The organism is Christensenella minuta (assembly GCF_003628755.1).
Lineage (GTDB): Bacteria > Bacillota > Clostridia > Christensenellales > Christensenellaceae > Christensenella > Christensenella minuta.
The window spans coordinates 1,579,737-1,596,114 of the sequence record NZ_CP029256.1 but is presented as its reverse complement, the minus strand read 5'-3'; the positions used below and the strand labels follow the sequence as shown (position 1 = coordinate 1,596,114).

At 51.8% G+C, this 16,378-nt stretch carries 14 protein-coding genes; 7 read left to right on the top strand and 7 right to left on the bottom strand.

Going from position 1 to position 16,378, the window contains the following annotated elements; translation table 11 throughout:
- Nucleotides 1–207 precede the first annotated feature (207 nt).
- From B1H56_RS07570 to mutM, 4 genes are all read left to right on the top strand, one after another.
- Nucleotides 208–1,566: a S1C family serine protease gene (locus B1H56_RS07570; protein WP_066523436.1), complete on the top strand. Its 1,359-nt coding sequence runs from the start codon at nucleotides 208–210 to the stop codon at nucleotides 1,564–1,566.
- Nucleotides 1,567–1,766: 200 nt separating this feature from the next.
- Nucleotides 1,767–2,909 (top strand): cysteine desulfurase family protein, encoded by a 1,143-nt coding sequence (locus tag B1H56_RS07565; RefSeq protein WP_066523435.1) that lies wholly within the window; start codon nucleotides 1,767–1,769, stop codon nucleotides 2,907–2,909.
- 28 nt (nucleotides 2,910–2,937) lie between these two features.
- The gene (gene thiI, locus B1H56_RS07560; protein WP_187161465.1) at nucleotides 2,938–4,107 is read left to right on the top strand and encodes a tRNA uracil 4-sulfurtransferase ThiI; all 1,170 of its coding nucleotides are present in this window, start codon (nucleotides 2,938–2,940) and stop codon (nucleotides 4,105–4,107) included.
- 24 nt (nucleotides 4,108–4,131) lie between these two features.
- On the top strand, nucleotides 4,132–4,965 hold the full coding sequence (gene mutM, locus B1H56_RS07555; protein ID WP_066523433.1) for a bifunctional DNA-formamidopyrimidine glycosylase/DNA-(apurinic or apyrimidinic site) lyase: 834 nt from the start codon (nucleotides 4,132–4,134) through the stop codon (nucleotides 4,963–4,965).
- 310 nt (nucleotides 4,966–5,275) lie between these two features.
- Here mutM and B1H56_RS07550 read toward each other — a convergent pair whose 3' ends face one another.
- The 4 genes from B1H56_RS07550 to B1H56_RS07535 all read right to left on the bottom strand — a co-directional run bounded on the left by B1H56_RS07550 (nucleotide 5,276) and on the right by B1H56_RS07535 (nucleotide 9,077).
- Nucleotides 5,276–5,674: a hypothetical protein gene (locus tag B1H56_RS07550; protein ID WP_066523432.1), complete on the bottom strand. Its 399-nt coding sequence runs from the start codon at nucleotides 5,672–5,674 to the stop codon at nucleotides 5,276–5,278.
- A 168-nt stretch (nucleotides 5,675–5,842) separates the two neighbouring features.
- Nucleotides 5,843–6,877, bottom strand: coding sequence for a PTS sugar transporter subunit IIC (locus B1H56_RS07545; RefSeq protein WP_066523431.1), 1,035 nt, complete (start codon nucleotides 6,875–6,877; stop codon nucleotides 5,843–5,845).
- Nucleotides 6,878–7,071: 194 nt separating this feature from the next.
- The gene (locus B1H56_RS07540) at nucleotides 7,072–8,403 is read right to left on the bottom strand and encodes a HAMP domain-containing sensor histidine kinase (RefSeq protein ID WP_066523430.1); all 1,332 of its coding nucleotides are present in this window, start codon (nucleotides 8,401–8,403) and stop codon (nucleotides 7,072–7,074) included.
- On the bottom strand, nucleotides 8,400–9,077 hold the full coding sequence (locus tag B1H56_RS07535; RefSeq protein ID WP_066523429.1) for a response regulator transcription factor: 678 nt from the start codon (nucleotides 9,075–9,077) through the stop codon (nucleotides 8,400–8,402). Before B1H56_RS07535 ends, B1H56_RS07540 begins: the two co-directional genes overlap by 4 nt.
- A 280-nt stretch (nucleotides 9,078–9,357) precedes the next feature.
- On the opposite strand from B1H56_RS07535, the gene B1H56_RS07530 reads away from it, so the two are divergent.
- Both B1H56_RS07530 and B1H56_RS07525 read left to right on the top strand, forming a co-directional pair.
- Entirely contained in the window at nucleotides 9,358–10,758 is a 1,401-nt protein-coding gene (locus tag B1H56_RS07530; RefSeq protein ID WP_066523428.1) for a glutamate decarboxylase, read from the top strand.
- A 196-nt stretch (nucleotides 10,759–10,954) separates the two neighbouring features.
- A complete protein-coding gene (locus tag B1H56_RS07525; protein WP_082771016.1) occupies nucleotides 10,955–12,565 on the top strand; it encodes an amino acid permease in 1,611 nt (536 codons plus the stop codon).
- Between the two features lie 117 nt (nucleotides 12,566–12,682).
- On the opposite strand, the gene B1H56_RS07520 is transcribed toward B1H56_RS07525, so the two are convergent.
- On the bottom strand, nucleotides 12,683–12,892 hold the full coding sequence (locus tag B1H56_RS07520) for a cold-shock protein (protein ID WP_066523427.1): 210 nt from the start codon (nucleotides 12,890–12,892) through the stop codon (nucleotides 12,683–12,685).
- A gap of 276 nt (nucleotides 12,893–13,168) precedes the next feature.
- Between B1H56_RS07520 and B1H56_RS07515 the strand changes: the two genes are divergently transcribed.
- On the top strand, nucleotides 13,169–14,818 hold the full coding sequence (locus B1H56_RS07515; RefSeq protein WP_066523442.1) for an AMP-dependent synthetase/ligase: 1,650 nt from the start codon (nucleotides 13,169–13,171) through the stop codon (nucleotides 14,816–14,818).
- A 127-nt stretch (nucleotides 14,819–14,945) separates the two neighbouring features.
- Here the strand turns inward: B1H56_RS07515 and B1H56_RS07510 are convergent, their stop codons facing one another.
- Nucleotides 14,946–15,437 carry a helix-turn-helix transcriptional regulator gene (locus B1H56_RS07510; RefSeq protein WP_242861986.1) on the bottom strand — a complete coding sequence of 164 codons (492 nt, stop codon included), beginning with the start codon at nucleotides 15,435–15,437 and terminating at the stop codon, nucleotides 14,946–14,948.
- A 118-nt stretch (nucleotides 15,438–15,555) separates the two neighbouring features.
- On the bottom strand, nucleotides 15,556–16,353 hold the full coding sequence (locus B1H56_RS07505; RefSeq protein ID WP_066523426.1) for an SDR family NAD(P)-dependent oxidoreductase: 798 nt from the start codon (nucleotides 16,351–16,353) through the stop codon (nucleotides 15,556–15,558).
- Between the last annotated feature and the right edge of the window lie 25 nt (nucleotides 16,354–16,378).

Here is a 16,378-nt window from a genome sequence, read left to right as displayed (position 1 = left end):
AAAGCCCTCATAACGAGGGCTTTTGTCTGTATAAAAACCGTAAAAATTATGATATGATGGTATTTGGTGCGAAAAGCGAGGTTTTGATGTTTTTTCAAAATTTGTTCATATATTTTTCACATAATTCGCGTACCATAATGAATAAAGATCGAACAAATCATTCGGTATTATTTCTAATGGTAATTTCACAGGGAGGATAGAACGCTCATGAACGAAAATGGATTCAACAATTTTGGCGGGCAGGAAGGCCGGCCGAATCATTTCAGCGGGCAAAATAACCAGCCGAACCAGCCGGGTACGCAGCAAACGCCGCCATACGGCTACCAGCCGGCCCCGCAGCCGGATATGCAGCAGCCGAATATGGACGGACAACAAGGCGAAGCGCCGAAGCCGCCGAAAAAGAAACGGAAATTTCCCAAGGCATTCGTGTCGGCGGTTGCCGGTGTGGTTGCAGGCGGCCTTTTAACGGCATTTGTTATCATGCCGGCGGCCGGCGGACAGGCCGCCCTCCCCGCGCAGCAGCTCCCCACCCGGGAAGAACAAACGCAGGAGCAGGGAACCGGTGAAACGCCGTCTCTTGGAGGCGAAGCGCAGTCGATCCAAAACGTACAGAACCCGGCGGTAGAAATCGCGGAAAATATTTCGGGCAGCGTGGTAGGGATCACGGCCTACAATAAACAGCTTGTCTCCGGGCAGGAGCCTGTGGAGCAGGCGCTTGACGCAGGAACGGGCTTCGTTATTTCCGAAGCGGAGGGCTATATCCTTACCAACAACCACGTCGTTGCGAATGGCAACCTCATTAAGGTGACGACGCCGGACGGGGAAGAGCATATCGCGGAAAAGGTCGGCGGCGACGCTACGACGGATATCGCGGTTATCAAGGTGGAAAACCTTGGGATCAAGGCGGTGCCGATCGGCGACAGCGATTCCGTGAAGGCGGGTGAGCTTGCGGTAGCGATCGGTAACATCCGCGGCGAGACCTTCAATAATTCTGTTACGGTCGGGCATGTGAGCATTGCGCAGCAGGAGATTTCGCTCGACGGAAACAAAATGCAGATGATCCAGACGGACGCTGCAATCAATGCGGGCAATTCCGGCGGACCGCTTGTCGGCGAAAACGGTGAGGTGATCGGCGTCAATACGGCTAAAAAATATTATTCCGGAATCGACGCGAACGGAAACCTGCTTACCTCTGAGGGCGTTGGATATGCGATACCGATCAATAAGGCGGTCGATACGGCCCAACAGCTGATCGAAAACGGCAGTATCCCGCGCGCGGGAATCGGCATCACCTACAGCCTGATTTCCGATGTGGATGCGAAGCTGTGGGATACGCCGCGCGGCGCGCTTGTAGCAGATGTTACGACGGGCGGCCCTGCGGACCAGGCGGGCTTGCAGCAGAATGACGTAATTATGGAGATCGACGGCGTAGACTTGACGACAGGTGCGGACATGCCCGTATTGTCGCAGAAAGAGGTCGGGGAAAAGATCGCTGCGAAGGTATGGCGGGAGGGCCGGGAATATTCGGTAGAGTTTACGCTTGCGGATATGAACAACCTTGGCTGACGCACGGCGGCCGGCTTTAAAAATGTAAAACACAGCAAGGCGCGGGAAACCGTGCCTTTTGTTTTTTCATGCAAAGGGGCCTTGCAGTCCATGGATTTTTCAGCTGAAACAGTGAAGAATTTGGGGCGCAAGTGTGCTATAATATTTTGTAATGGGCCGGAGGGCCCGAAAATTTGAATGGATATAGCAGGCTATTTGATATGCGGGAAATTTATCTGGATAACGCGGCGACTACGAGGCCGCTCGCGGAACTAAAGGAAGTTTATGCGGCCTATGCCGAAGAGGCGTGGCAGAATCCTTCCGCGCTGTATGCGTGCGCAACGCGCGTGCAGAAACAAATCGACGGGGCCAAAGAGACCTTGCTGCATGCCTTCGGCGGACAGGGCCATAAATGTTTTTTTACAAGCTGCGGATCGGAGAGCGCGAATACGGTCATCCTGCGCGGCGCAAAGCAGAAAAAAAATATGCATTATGTGTGCGCCGGGGCGGAGCATCCATGCGTAGAGGAAAGCTTTAAATTTTTGCAAAGCGTAGGCTGCGGCGTCACATTCGTTCAAACGAACAAGAACGGCGTGGTATCGCCGGAAGCGGTCGCGGGGGCGGTGAACGAAAATACCGCGCTTGTCAGCGTTATGCACGTAAACAATGAGACCGGGGCGAAAAACGACGTAGAACGGATTGCGGCGCTTGTAAAAGCCAGAAATCCGCAGGCGCTGTTCCATGCGGACGGGGTGCAGGCTTTTTGCAAGGAACACCTGCAAAACACGTCGAATATCGACTATTATACGGTCAGCGCGCATAAGCTGCACGCGCATAAGGGAACGGGCGCTGTTTTTTATAAGGATCATACGCCCATAAAGCCCTATATCCTCGGCGGCGGACAGGAAAACGGCTTGCGGTCGGGAACGCAGAATACGCTTGGGATACTGTCTTTTGCGGCGGCGGCGGAATATTTTGAAAAAAGGGTCGACCCGGGATATATGCGTATTCTGAGGGATGCTTTTTTGAACGAATGTTCAAATATTCCGGACGTGGCGGTGCTGTCGCCGGAAAATGAGGAGGATGCGTGCGCACATATTGTGAATATTTCCGTACTGGGCGTAAACGGGGAGACCCTTCTCCACACGCTGGAGGCGGCGGGGATCTATATATCGACCGGCTCGGCGTGCTCTTCCAAAAAAGGAAAGAGCCGTATTGCCGCGGCGCTCGGGCTTTCGCAGGAGGAAGCGGCGGGTGCTGTGCGCATCAGCTTTTCGCCCTTCAATACGAAGGAGGAAGTATGCGTTGCCGCACGGGAAATCGCAAAAAATACCGCTGTTTTGCGGAAATTTATGAGAAAATAAGTGACTGATGTCAGGCTGGAGAAAGAGTATGATATTATTGGTTCGATATGGAGAAATACACCTGAAAGGCCAGAACAGGCCGCATTTTGAATCGCTGCAATTAAAAGCCATCAAGCGTGCGCTGAAGGCGTTCCCAAACGCGGTCACGCAAAAGGGCTATGGCCGCTTTTATGTGACGGGCCTTACGGAAGAAGAAATGCCGCGCGCGGTTGAAGCGGTCGTCAAGGTGTTCGGTCTGCATTCCGTCTCGCCCGCTGTGGAGATGGAAAAGGATATCGGCGCTATGGGTGAGGAGGTGATTCGCCTTGTACGGGATTATATGGCTAAAAAAGGTCTCCAAAAGGCGACATTCAAGGTGCAGGCGAAGCGCGCGGACAAACGCTTCCCGCTTTCATCCATGCAGCTTGCGGCCGAACTCGGCGGGCGAATCCTTGAAGCGGTTCCCGGCCTTGCCGTAGACGTGCACACCCCGGATTTTAACGTATATGTCGAGGTGCGCGAGCAGTGCTATGGTTATGTGGATGTTATCCCCGGAGCGGGCGGCATGCCCCAGCATTCAAACGGGCGCGCCATGCTCCTGCTGTCGGGCGGTATAGACAGCCCGGTTGCGGGCTATATGGTCGCTAAGCGCGGCGTGGAGATCAATGCCGTGCATTATCACAGCTTTCCGTATACCAGCGAAGCCGCCAAGCAAAAAGTGATTGACCTTGCAAAGACCGTTTCGGAATATGCCGGGAAGATTCACCTGAACGTCGTAAGCTTCACGGACATCCAGATGCAGATTTACGAGAAGTGCCCGCATGAAATGCTGGTTATTATCATGCGCCGGTTCATGATGCGCATTGCGCAGAAGCTCGCTGAGAAATGCGGCGCGCAGGCGATCGTCACGGGCGAGAGCATCGGCCAGGTCGCGAGCCAGACGATGGAGAGCATCTACGTCACGAACAGTGTGACGAGCATGCCCGTGTTCCGTCCGCTGATCGGTATGGATAAGATCGATATCATCAATATCGCGGAAAAGATCGGTACCTATGAGACCTCGATCCTGCCGTATGAGGATTGCTGCACGGTATTCGTGCCCAAACATCCGCTCACGCGTCCGCATCTCGACCGCATCGTGGAAGCGGAGAGCATACTTGATATCGACGCATTGGTTGGCGCCGCTGTGGAAAGCGCGGAACGCATCAGCATCGGCTGAGCGCGGGAAAAGGACGGTTAAATTATGCCGGAATTGCCGGAAGTTGAAACAATAAAACGGGTTTTAGAGCCGCAGCTCTTCGACCGGACGATCAGGGAAGTGTTCCTGAACCGGCCGGAGATCATCGGTTACCCGTCCGCGGAGCTGTTTCAAAGCGGCGTCACCGGCGCCCGTATCAGCGGTATGGACCGGCGGGGCAAATTCCTCTTGATCTGCCTTGGCGGAAAGCGAATTGTCCTTCATCTGCGCATGACGGGCAGGCTGCTTCTCGTTCCTTCCGGATTTCCGGAGGAAAAGCATACGCATATCGTATTCAGCCTGAATGGTAAAACCGAATTGCGCTTTATCGATCCCCGCCGTTTCGGGCGTTTTTGGTTGATTGGAAACGGGGAAGAGGATACGAAGAGCGGCGTGCACAAACTGGGGCCGGAACCCTTTGATCCCGCGCTCGACGGGGCTTATTTGCAGTCTTCGTGCGGCGGACGGAAGCGGGCCGTCAAGGAGTGCCTGCTCGACCAGGGCGTGCTTGCCGGGATCGGCAATATTTATGCGGACGAAATCCTGTTTACATCAAAAATCCGTCCGGACAGGGCGGCAAATTCCCTTACCGCAGCCGAGTGGAAACGGCTCGCGGAAACGATTCCCGAACGTTTGAGCTATTTCATCGAAAAAAATGCCGTCGCCCCCGCGGAATATCTTGCGGGAAATGGAACGGAATACCGCAATACGCCTTTTTTACAGGTGTACGGCCACGAAGGCGCTCCCTGCCCGCATTGCGGCACGCCCCTCCGGCGCGTCGTGATCGCAGGCCGGAGCAGCGTGTTCTGTCCGCATTGCCAGAAAGCGAAGAAGCGCTGACAAATCCCAGAATGCCGCAGGACGTTATAACCGCGTCATAATGCCGCAGAGAATCCACCGTACCCATAACGGTTTCCCGTGCTTTGCCGTATTCCATCGATACTTCCAAAATCGGTAAGGCAAAGGAAATGTTGAAGAATACAGAGATGAAATCCTATGAAATTGCAGAGAAGGTCGGGTATAACGACCCGCATTATTTTGCTGCCGCTTTTAAAAAAATGTAGGCGTTACAACAAGCGAATATCGCCGAATCAGCGATATGAAGCAGGAGAATCAGGATAGATGAGCAAAAGGAAAGAGCGCCGCACGGTTATCCCAGAGGCGTGTGAATGTCCCCCACAAGCTTCTGGTCCGTTGAAAGGGTGAGCGTGCATGAGATTGCGTCCGTTCCGTCGAGGATCAGCGTGTATTCACCGCCCGGCGTAAGCCCGGCGATCTCCATGGAGAGGCCGCGGCCGCGTACATCCTGGAAGACCTCGATGTAAAGCTCACCGCCGTCTGCGGAGAGGACTTTTATTCCTGCGCTGCCGATCACGGAAAGCGTGCCGCGGAAGCTTACCGTTTCACCGCCGCTTTCAAACCTCTGTTGGTGTACTTCGGGAGCGCCGGAAAAAGAGATCCGTATTTCATTTTCCGGGGATGCGCCGCACCCCGCTATGGTCACGATACATAATAAAACCGCCGCTAAGAGCGTTACCTGCTTTTTCATAAAAACCTCCCTGCTTTCTCGTTATTATAAAACCCGGTTCTTACAAATCTGCGGGGCTTTTTCTGAAATATTTCTTAACATGGAAAAATTTGGTGTGAAAAGGGAGCGCAAAACTGCGCTCCCTGCTTATGCCGCCGCCTTAAAAAGGGTTCCTGTTTCCGGCTTTGTTCACTTCATCATTTCAAGTTTTAAGTCCTGTGGACGAATCCACCCGGCTCGGCGTAAAATGGCAGCGAAAATCAGCGTGATGACAGCCGGAAGCACAAAATGCACCAGGATGATCTCAAAAATCAGCATGGGCGCGGGCGTTGTGGAGCTCATGGCCGCCCACGCGCCGAACTGCCCGACAAGGCCGGAAGTGCCCATGCCCGCGCCGGTCGGCGTATTCGTCATCTGGAATACTATGGTTGAGATCGGACCGACAATGGCGGACGCGATGATCGGCGGCAGCCATATCTGCGGCCGCCGCAGGATATTCGGAACCTGCAGCATAGACGTGCCGAGACCCTGCGCCAGGAGGCCGCCCCAGCCGTTTTCCTTAAAGCTCATCACCGCAAAACCGATCATATTGGCACAGCATCCGGCCACCGCGGCGCCTGCCGCGAGTCCGCTCAGACCCATCATGATGCACAGCGCGGCGCTGCTGATGGGCAGAGTGAGCGCCATACCCACAAGCACAGAAACAATAATGCCCATCGGAAGGGGCGCAAGGACGGTCGCGGAATTGATGACCTCGCCGAGCCATGTCATAAACATGTTCAGCGGCGGGCCGACCAGCAGGCCGATAAAACCGCCCGCGAGGATCGTCACGATGGGCGAAATAATGATATCGACAGGCGTTTTGCCCGCAACAAGCCGGCCGATCTCCGCCCCTACAAGCGCGGCGACATACGCGCCGACCGGGCCGCCCATCGCGTATCCGAACGCGCCTGTCGCAGCGGACGAGAAAATGACGAGCGGTTTGTTTTTGAGGCCGTAAGCGATTGCAACGCCGATCGCGGCGCCTACCACGGGCGACTGGGCGCCGAGCACCTCGGTGAACTGGCTGAGCACGGAAAGCCCGGGGATTGTGGCCAGCTGTGAGATAATCAGGCCTATAATCAGGCTTGAAAACAGGCCGAGCGCCATCGCGCCCATTCCGTCGATGAACCAGCGCTTTGCATATTTTTTGATGGTTGCCGTTGCGTTTGAATTGTTTTGCATAAAAAAATACCTCCCAAAAAGTTTAATATTTGTTGCAAACAGCAAATATCGGTACTTCTCGAGTGGTACGTATACCGGAAACGATGTTTCACGACTCGGAAATCATGTGTCTTGAACTGCACATGATACCAATTAGCGTGTTTCATTATACAAAAAAAACGGCTCTATTGCAAGGTGAATTTGTGAAAAAAGGCTCATGCCTTTTTCTTTGGGTTTTCCGGCAGGGGCAGACGCACGGTGAAACGCGTGCCTTTTCCCACTTCGCTTTCCACGGAAATCTCGCCGCCGCAGCTTTGCAGGATCTGCTTTACGATCGCAAGGCCAAGACCGTTTCCCTGCTTGGAATGGGAAGGATCTCCCTGGTAAAATTTCTCGAAAATACGGGGCAGGGCTTCCTCGGAAATACCCGCGCCGTTGTCTGTAATTTCAACGTTCGCAAAGCCACCGTCCTTTTCGAGGCACACACGCAGCAGTCCGCCGTCGTGCGAAAATTTGATCGCGTTGGAAATCAGGTTAATCCATACCTGTTGGAGCATTTCCTCATTGCCCAGATACATTACGTCCTGCATATCGATGTCAAGGTCGAGGTTCTTTTTGCTCCAATCGTTTTCCAGCAGCAGGATCGTCTTGCGGATTTGCTCGTCGAGTGAAAATTCCGTTTCCTGTTCGGGAATGGCCTGGTTTTCCAGGCGTGACAGCCGCAGCAGGTTTGAAGATAATTTTGCGAGCCGCCCGCTCTCGCTGATAATTACATCCGTATATTCGTCAAACTCTTCCTTCGTGAGGTCCTTGGATTTAAGCAGCCGCGCAAAACCCTGTATAGAAGCGATCGGCGTTTTAAATTCGTGCGATACGTTGCTCACGAAGTCCTTGCGCAGATATTCCATGTTCTTAAGCTCGCGCGTCATCAGGTTGAAATGATGCGCAAGCTGCCCCACCTCGTCGCACGATTCATAGTCGACCGTCACGTCAAAATTTCCCTTGGCAACCTCCTTGGTCGCCCGGGTAAGCCGCTTTACCGGCTTGGTGACCTGCATGACTGCCACCAACATCAGCATCGCGCCTATCATCGCGCAAAAGAGCAGGGCCGTGATCGCGCTGCTGCGGAAATTCACCAGTTCATTGTTGTCCGAGTGCGGCGTCATGATTACATAGGAATCGCGTACGCGAAGAAGCGCATAGGGAAAAATGTTCTTCTCCTGCGGCGCAAAATAAACCGTATCCTCTTCCAGCGTGGAAAGCGTTTCGGGAGTCACGCCCTTGGGAAGCGTAGTCTCACTGGCATCGTAAACGCTGATGGAATAGAATGAATTGGATACGGTTTCAATGATCTCATTCATATCGAGGTCGGTGTCCGCCAGCCTTACGATATTGTTTGCGGTCGTCATGATCTGGCTTTTCATTTCGCTCAAAATAGATTTTTGCACAAAACCGGACGCAAGCAGCATCGCGGCAATACACGCGATCAGCAGGATGCCGATAAAGACGAACATAAATTTCATCTGAATTGAGCGAAAATGCCTCATACGTACCGTTCCGCCTTATAACCGAGTCCCCGGATCGTAATAATCTTGAATTCGGGGAGGTTCTCGAATTTTTCGCGCAGGCGCTTGATGTGCACATCCACTGTGCGCTCGTCCGCCTCAGCGTCCATTCCCCAAATTTCATCCATCAATTGCTGGCGCGTAAAGATCTTTTTGGGGTAGGAAAGCAGCTTGAAGAGCAGGTAAAATTCCTTTTTGGGCAGCTCGAAAAGCTTGCCGTGCGCGCGTACGGTGAGGCTGTCGTAATCGAGCAGGACGCCGTCGCCAAGTTGCAGCTTGTGCTCGTTGGCAATATTTGCCCGCCGCAGCAGCGCCGCCACCCGCAGCAGCATTTCGTCCATATCGATGGGCTTGACCATGTAATCGTCCGTGCCCACCAAAAATCCTTTTTTCTTGTCCTCAAACGTTTCTTTTGCCGTCACCATAAGCACGGGCAGGGTGAACCCCGCGTTGCGAAGCTCCTCGATGAGTTCATAACCGTCCATATTCGGCATCATGATGTCACTGATGATAAGGTCGATATGTGTGGAATCGAGAATGGAAAGCGCGGCCTCGCCGTCCTCGGCGTGATACACCTCGTAACCGCTCTGTTCCAGATAAGCGGCCATCAGCCGCCTTAAATTTTTGTCGTCTTCCGCAACGAGTATGTGAAACATAAGAACACTCCGCATCGTAAAATTTTTATTGCCGTACTGCCCGGCCGCCTACCGTCCCTATAATAGTATAGCACTATTATGAATTGAAAATGAAGCCTTTCGCGCAAGAAAGAAAAACAAGGCATTATCGTGACGGCTAACCTTTTCGGTCATAAATTAAAATTTTGCAAAGCCAGTTTAAATTTCGGGGGGCGCGTTAAATATAGCATAGTTGTTCATGAACAGTTCACAATGTGAACGCCAGTCCAAAATCTATTACTAATTTAGGAGTGATGAAAAAATGTTACACATCAACAAGCCTTTGAAAGAAGATAAGATCGTATCCCCCAATCTCGCGGTATATGAGGCAGATGAAGCGATGCCCAAAAACGCGCTGAATGAAAAATCGGTACCGGCCGAAGTGGCGTACCGCCTAATCAAGGACGAGCTGATCGACGAAGGAAATGCAAGACAGAACCTCGCAACGTTCTGCCAGACGTATATGGAACCCGAAGCAACGAAGCTGATGGCGGAAACGCTTGCCGTAAACGCCATTGATAAATCCGAATATCCGCAGATGACGGAAGTGGAAAACCGCTGCGTAAACATTATTGCGGATATCTGGAACGCTCCCGAAGGCCAGGCGATGGGCACTTCGACGGTAGGTTCCTCCGAAGCGTGTATGCTCGGCGGGATGGCAATGAAATTCCGCTGGCGTGACCTCGCTGAAAAAGCAGGGATCGACATCAATGCAAAGAAACCGAACCTGGTCATTTCCTCCGGCTATCAGGTCTGCTGGGAAAAATTCTGCGTATACTGGGATATCGAAATGCGCCTCGTGCCTCTCGATGAACAGCATATGAGCATGAATATGGATACGGTTATGGATTATGTTGACGATTATACCATCGGTATCGTTGGGATTCTTGGCATCACCTATACCGGCAAATTCGACGATATCAAAAAGCTCGACCAGCTTGTGGAAGAGCATAATAAAACGGCAAAGGTGCCGATCGGCATCCATGTAGACGGCGCTTCGGGCGGCCTCTTCGTACCGTTTGTCCACCCAGCCCTCGAATGGGATTTCCGTCTTAAGAACGTTCACTCCATCAATACGTCCGGTCATAAATACGGCCTCGTATATCCCGGTATCGGCTGGGTTCTGTGGAAGAGCAAAGAATACCTGCCGGAACGCCTGATTTTCTATGTTAACTATTTAGGCGGCGAACAACCGACAATGGCGATCAACTTCTCCCGTTCGGGAAGCCAGATCATCGGCCAATATTACATCTTTATGCGTTATGGCCTCGAAGGTCTCAGGCTCGTTCAGGGCCATACGAGGGACGTCGGTCTGCATTTGACGCAAGCCATCAAGGATTTCGGTATCTTTGAGATATACAACGACGGCAGCAACATCCCGGTCATCTGCTATAAACTGAAAGACCCGAGCAAGCATAAATGGACTCTGTATGAATTGGCCGACAGGCTCGCAATGAAGGGCTGGCAGGTGCCGGCATACACGCTGCCCGAGAACATGACCAACGTTCTGATCCAGCGGTATGTTGTCCGTGCCGACCTCTCCTATAATATGGCGGATTCGCTCATTCAGGATATGAAGATGGCGATCGAATATCTGGAAAAGAACACCCGGGAAGAAGCGCCCGGCAAGCAGAAGACAGGCGCGCAGGGCTTCACCCATTAAGCAGGGAATTCCTGCGGGGTATGGCTTCGCAGGGTAAAAGGAGCAGGCGCTTTTTGTTTCATGGCAAAGAAGCGTCTGTTCCCAGCATAAAACGAGTTTTGAGGATTTTGCTCCGCGGCAGGAATGCCGCGGAGCAGGATTCCATATCAAGAGAAAGAATACGGAAAAGGATTTCTTTTCCCAAGGAGGTAACGATATGAAAAGTGCTGCACCAGCCGCAAACGGCAAGAAGCATTTGACACTATTCGGTTTTTTTGCGATCACGGCTTCTATGGTCATGACCGTCTACGAATATCCGACGTTTGCATCCTCCGGTTTCTCACTGGTATTTTTCCTGATTCTGGCAGGGATACTCTGGTTCCTGCCCGTGGCAATGTCGTCCGCTGAAATGGCGACAGTCAAGGGCTGGGACACCGGCGGCGTCTACACCTGGTCGGGGAACATGCTCGGTGAAAAATGGGGCTTTGCAAATATATTCTTCCAGTGGTTCCAAATCACGGTAGGATTCGTCACGATGATCTATTTCATCCTCGGCGCCCTTTCCTATGTGCTCCACTGGGATGCGCTCAACAATAATCCCGCAATCAAATTCATCGGTGTACTGGTGATCTTCTGGGCGCTGACGTTCTCGCAGTTCAAAGGGACGAAACTAACCGCCAAGATCTCAAAAATCGGTTTTATATTCGGTATTATGATCCCGGCCATCGTGCTGTTCGCCCTGGCGATAGGCTTCTTTACGACAGGAGGGAAGAGTCTTGTGCCGATTGACGCAAAGGCGCTGATCCCGGATTTCACTAAGCTCAACACGCTGGTTGTGTTCGTATCCTTCATCCTGGCCTACGCCGGTATTGAAGCATCGGCAACGCACGCCAACGAAATGAAAAATGTAAAGAAGGATTATCCCCTTGCGATCATCATACTGGTCATTCTTGCGATTATCCTCAATACGATAGGCGGAACATCTATTGCGGCAGTCGTACCGGAAAGCCAGCTTGGCCTCTCCACGGGCGTTATTCAGGGCTTTGAAGGCCTTGTGCACCACTTTGGAACGGGTATGGACTGGATTGTAAGCGTCATCGCGGTCTTGATCGCGGTCGGCGTCATCGCGGAAGTATCCGCGTGGGTGGTCGGTCCTTCCTGGGGTATGCTCGAAGCCGGTAAAAACGGACTTCTCCCGAAGAAGCTGTCTGAAACGAACAAGCACGGCGTTCCCACCAAGTTCCTGCTTCTGCAGGGCGTGATCGTAACGATCTGGGCGGCGGTCCTGACGTTCGGCGGCGGCGGAAGCAACGTTTCGTTCTTCACGGCGATCTCGCTGACGGTCATCATCTACATCGTGGGCTACATTATTTTCTTTCTGGCGTATATCAAGCTGGCAAGAAAACACAGTGATCTGCCGAGGGCTTTTGAAATTTCAAAGAAAAAGCCCGTCAAACTGCTGATGGCTGTCGTAGGGCTTATCATGTCGGTCTTTGCACTGGTGATCTCGTTTGTGCCCCCGTCCCAGCTTACGGGCGCGAACGCATCCACGGAGTATCTGACGATCCTTATTATAAGCTTTGTCGTAGTGGTATTCATACCGTTTATCATATACCACTTCATGAGGAAGAAAAATCCGCTTCCTCCGGGCATGAAAATGCCTCCGGTACAGGACAGTGAAGCGGAAGCCGGAACGCAGGCGGCGCAGGCTGCTGCGGGTACGGCGAAAACCGCAGCTGCCGCTGCGGGTGCTGCGCCGAAAGGGGCGGACGCGGCAGCGGATGCGGCCCGGGCTGCAAAGGGGCCGCAAAATCCACAGAATAAATAGCATCCGGACGAAAGGAGGCTCCTCCCGTTCGGAAAAAGGCCATGGGAAAAGCCCATGGCCTTTTGTGATGTCCGGACATAAAAAAACAGCCGGATTTTCCGGCTGCTTTGTTTTGGTTTAGAGTGCACAGACGTTGCAGGCTCTTACTTTGTTGCTTCTCGCGTCGATCTCCGTATCAAACGTGACCTGCTGTCCGTCATTCAAGGACTTGTAGCCTTCCGTCTGGATTGAGGAAAAGTGTACGAATACGTCCTCGCCGGTGCTGTCGTTTGTGATGAAGCCATATCCTTTTTCTGCGTTAAACCATTTTACTGTACCATTATTCATTGTGGTACCTCCCAAAATAAAATTATATCCAATGCAAAAAGAAAAACCTCATATTTCTGTAAACCATGACGAACGACGATTTACACAAATACGAGGTCAATCAAATACATTAATATTTGCTTACTATACCATAATGCCGTAAGAATGTCAAATAAAACCGCAAAATATTTATTTTGCAGGAATGGATTATTTACGGGCGATTAGTGTTACAATAAAAGTAACAAACAGATAGGAGAAAATTATGAATCATTTAAAGTCGGGGGAATTAAAGTGGATATGCATCAAAAAGCTGCGCCGCTGAAAAAAGAAAAAAATCTGCGGGAAATGCTTCTCCATGCGCGGAACTCTTATGGGGACCGCGATATGCTGCGCGTCCGTACGGAGGACAGGCAGGTAAAGGGAATCAAACACGAGGCGTTTATGCGCGATATGAATGCGTTTGGCGACGCCTTGCTGGGGCTGGGGTTAGCCGGCAAAAAAGTAGCCGTGATCGGACCGACCAGTTATGAATGGTTGGTTTCTTATTTTTCAGTGGTATGCGGCGTCGGCATAGCCGTGCCGATCGATAAGGAATTGCAGGATGACGAAATCGCGGTGATCCTCCGGGAAAGTGAAGCGGAATGCGTCATCTTTGCGGACGAGTATTTCGATACGATGAAAAACATCAAACCTTCCGTGCCGGGGATAAGGTGTTTTATTGATATGAAGGGCAGGCCCGGATCGTTCGCCCGGAGTTTTTACGAGCTTGCAGGCCAAAAAATGCGGAACGGCTATGAAGAGCGCGAAATAGACGAAACGGAAATGTGCGCGCTCCTGTTCACATCGGGGACGACCGGAAAAAGCAAGGGAGTCATGCTCACCCATAAAAGTATCCTCGCGGCGGCCGAGGGCGGCCTCGCCTACCTTGAGATCGGCGAAGTATGCCTTTCCGTCCTGCCGGTACACCATTCGTTTGAATGTACGCACGGAATCGTGATGATGATCGAAAACGGGACGACCATCTGCATCAACAACAGCCTGCGGTACTTTGCCGACAACCTGAAGCTGTTCCGGCCGGATGCGGTATTTCTCGTGCCGCTTTTTATTGAACGCCTGGAGTATATGATACGCAAAGAGGTGCAGCAAAAAAACGGCGGGGAAGAGGCGTTTACGGCCCTGCTTCAAAAGAGCCGGGAAGAGTTCGCGCGCGGCGAAGACCGCCGCGGGGAATATTTTGCGGCTATAAAGGAGCTTTTCGGGGGCAGGCTGAGTCTTCTTTTATGCGGCGGTGCGCCGCTGCCAGAACGTTTGATGAAATTTTTCCGCGATATTGGAATATTACTGGTCACAGGCTACGGGATCACGGAATGTTCCCCGCTTGTTTCCGTCAACGGAAACCATGCCTATAAGGACGGTTCGGTCGGAAAGCCGATTCCTTGCTGTGAGGTTAAAATTGTGGACGAGGATGAAAACGGGGAAGGCGAGATCCTTGTGCGGGGAGATAATGTGATGCTCGGGTATTACAAGAATGAAGCGGAGACGGGGAAAGTCATGCGGGACGGATGGTTTTGCACCGGCGATCTCGGGCATATCGACAGCGAGGGATATTTATTTATTACGGGGAGAAAAAAGAACCTGATCGTCCTGAGCAACGGAAAAAATATTTACCCGGAGGAAATCGAAGACTTTATCCGCCTGAATATTCCATATATCCTGGAAATCGTGGTCTATGCGCCGCTTGAAGAGGGGATGAATGAAAGGAGTCTTGTTGCCGAGGTTTACCTTGGCGACGGACCGGAGCGGACGCGCGCCGAGGAGAGCCTCGAACAGGATTTTGCCGCGGTAAACCGGTCCCTGCCGGTCTTCAAGCGAATTAAGAGAATCAACGTGCGCGACACGGAATTTGAAAAGACGACCAAAAAATCGATCAAGCGTTTCACAGTTTAAAGCCGCAAGGAAAAAGCCGCGCGGAGACACTCTCCGGCGCGGTCTTTTTTATGCCCTGAAATTCATCGTTGGCGCAGCCCGTAAACAGCGGCTTCCATACAGGAAGCGTCCGAACTCTTGACATATATCATAACTGATACCAATGTTTTTCTATCTCTACATAGTTCCCAATAAACCGTTCATATAGCACAAACAAGTCGTTTAGTTCTTGAACTTCTATATGAGTGTCATATTCTTCCGCAGTTTTAAAGTGAACAACTCTCTCCGGAGTAAATGGAACAGACATACTTTGCGTTGGTATTGATTGCCGGAACACACTGGGAGAAGTATTGTGGTGTTTACGAAATATTGAACTATAATTGGATGCACTATATCCGTAATCTAAACCAATGTCTGTGATTGCTTTCATTGGATTTAATTTCATATCGATTGCACTTTGGTCAACCTTGCAACGTTTAATAAATGAATAAACGCTTTCACCGGTTTCTTCCTTGAAAATTCGGCTAAAATGGTATTTCGATATATAAAAGTGTGCTGCTACGGTATCAAATGATAACTCCCCATCTAAATGTTGCATAATATAGTCAATACTTTCATTGACAAGTTTTTTCCTGTCCATGTTTTACGTCTCTTTCCAATGCTTTCATTGTATGTTTTTTCAATTGTGGTGTCAATGTTAATGAAGCAGGTACCAACCATGAACCCGTCCGCTTGCCCGGTCCGCCTTACAGGTGGAATCACTCACGGTCCCGCCGCTTATTTTGTTGCCGTTTTCTCCATTTCTGGAATTTATTGTTTTCCAGTGCAAGGTAGCCGCTCTTCAGGAAAGGCAAAAAATTCCACAGCCAGTTGAAAAAGCCGAAACTTGCGAACGGATAGATTTTCTTTCTTTTCCTGCGGACGCCACGGATCACTGCCCGCGCGACCTCTACGGGCGTTTGCGTGGGGAAGGGCAGGGGCGCGGCGTCCGCGGCGCGTTTGAAGAAATTTGTTTTGGTCGCCACCGGATAGACCACGGAAAGCGTGATATCGTGCGGCTGCTCATAGCGGTACGCTTCAAAAAAACCGTCGAGCGCGTACTTTGTTGCGGAATAATAAGCAAACCCCGGGATCGCCGCCTTAGCAAGCGCGGAATCGGTCACTACATAAGAAAAGGACATGCCTTTTTGCAGGGCGGCAAGCTTTTGCAGGGTGTAGATGGGCGCATAAGTGTTTACCGCAAAAATATCCTGCGTACGGGTCCAGTCGGCCGTATTGGCTTCCCCGTAATAGGCAAAGCCCGCGTTGGCAAAAAATACGTCGATCCGTCCCAATAGCCGGAGGGCTTCGCCGAGCATTGCGTCGATATGTCCGGGGCCGGACATATCGTAGGAAAGAGCTGTCACGCCCGGAAGCCCAAGCTCCGCGATTGCGTCCGTATGACGCGCCACGCCGGCGATCTGCGTGCCGGGTACGGCTGCAAGCTCCTTTAAAAGCTCGAGTCCGATGCCTGATGAAGCGCCGGTGATTACGATTTTTTTGTCATTGAATTCCATAAAAAGACCCCTTCCGTACACCAGC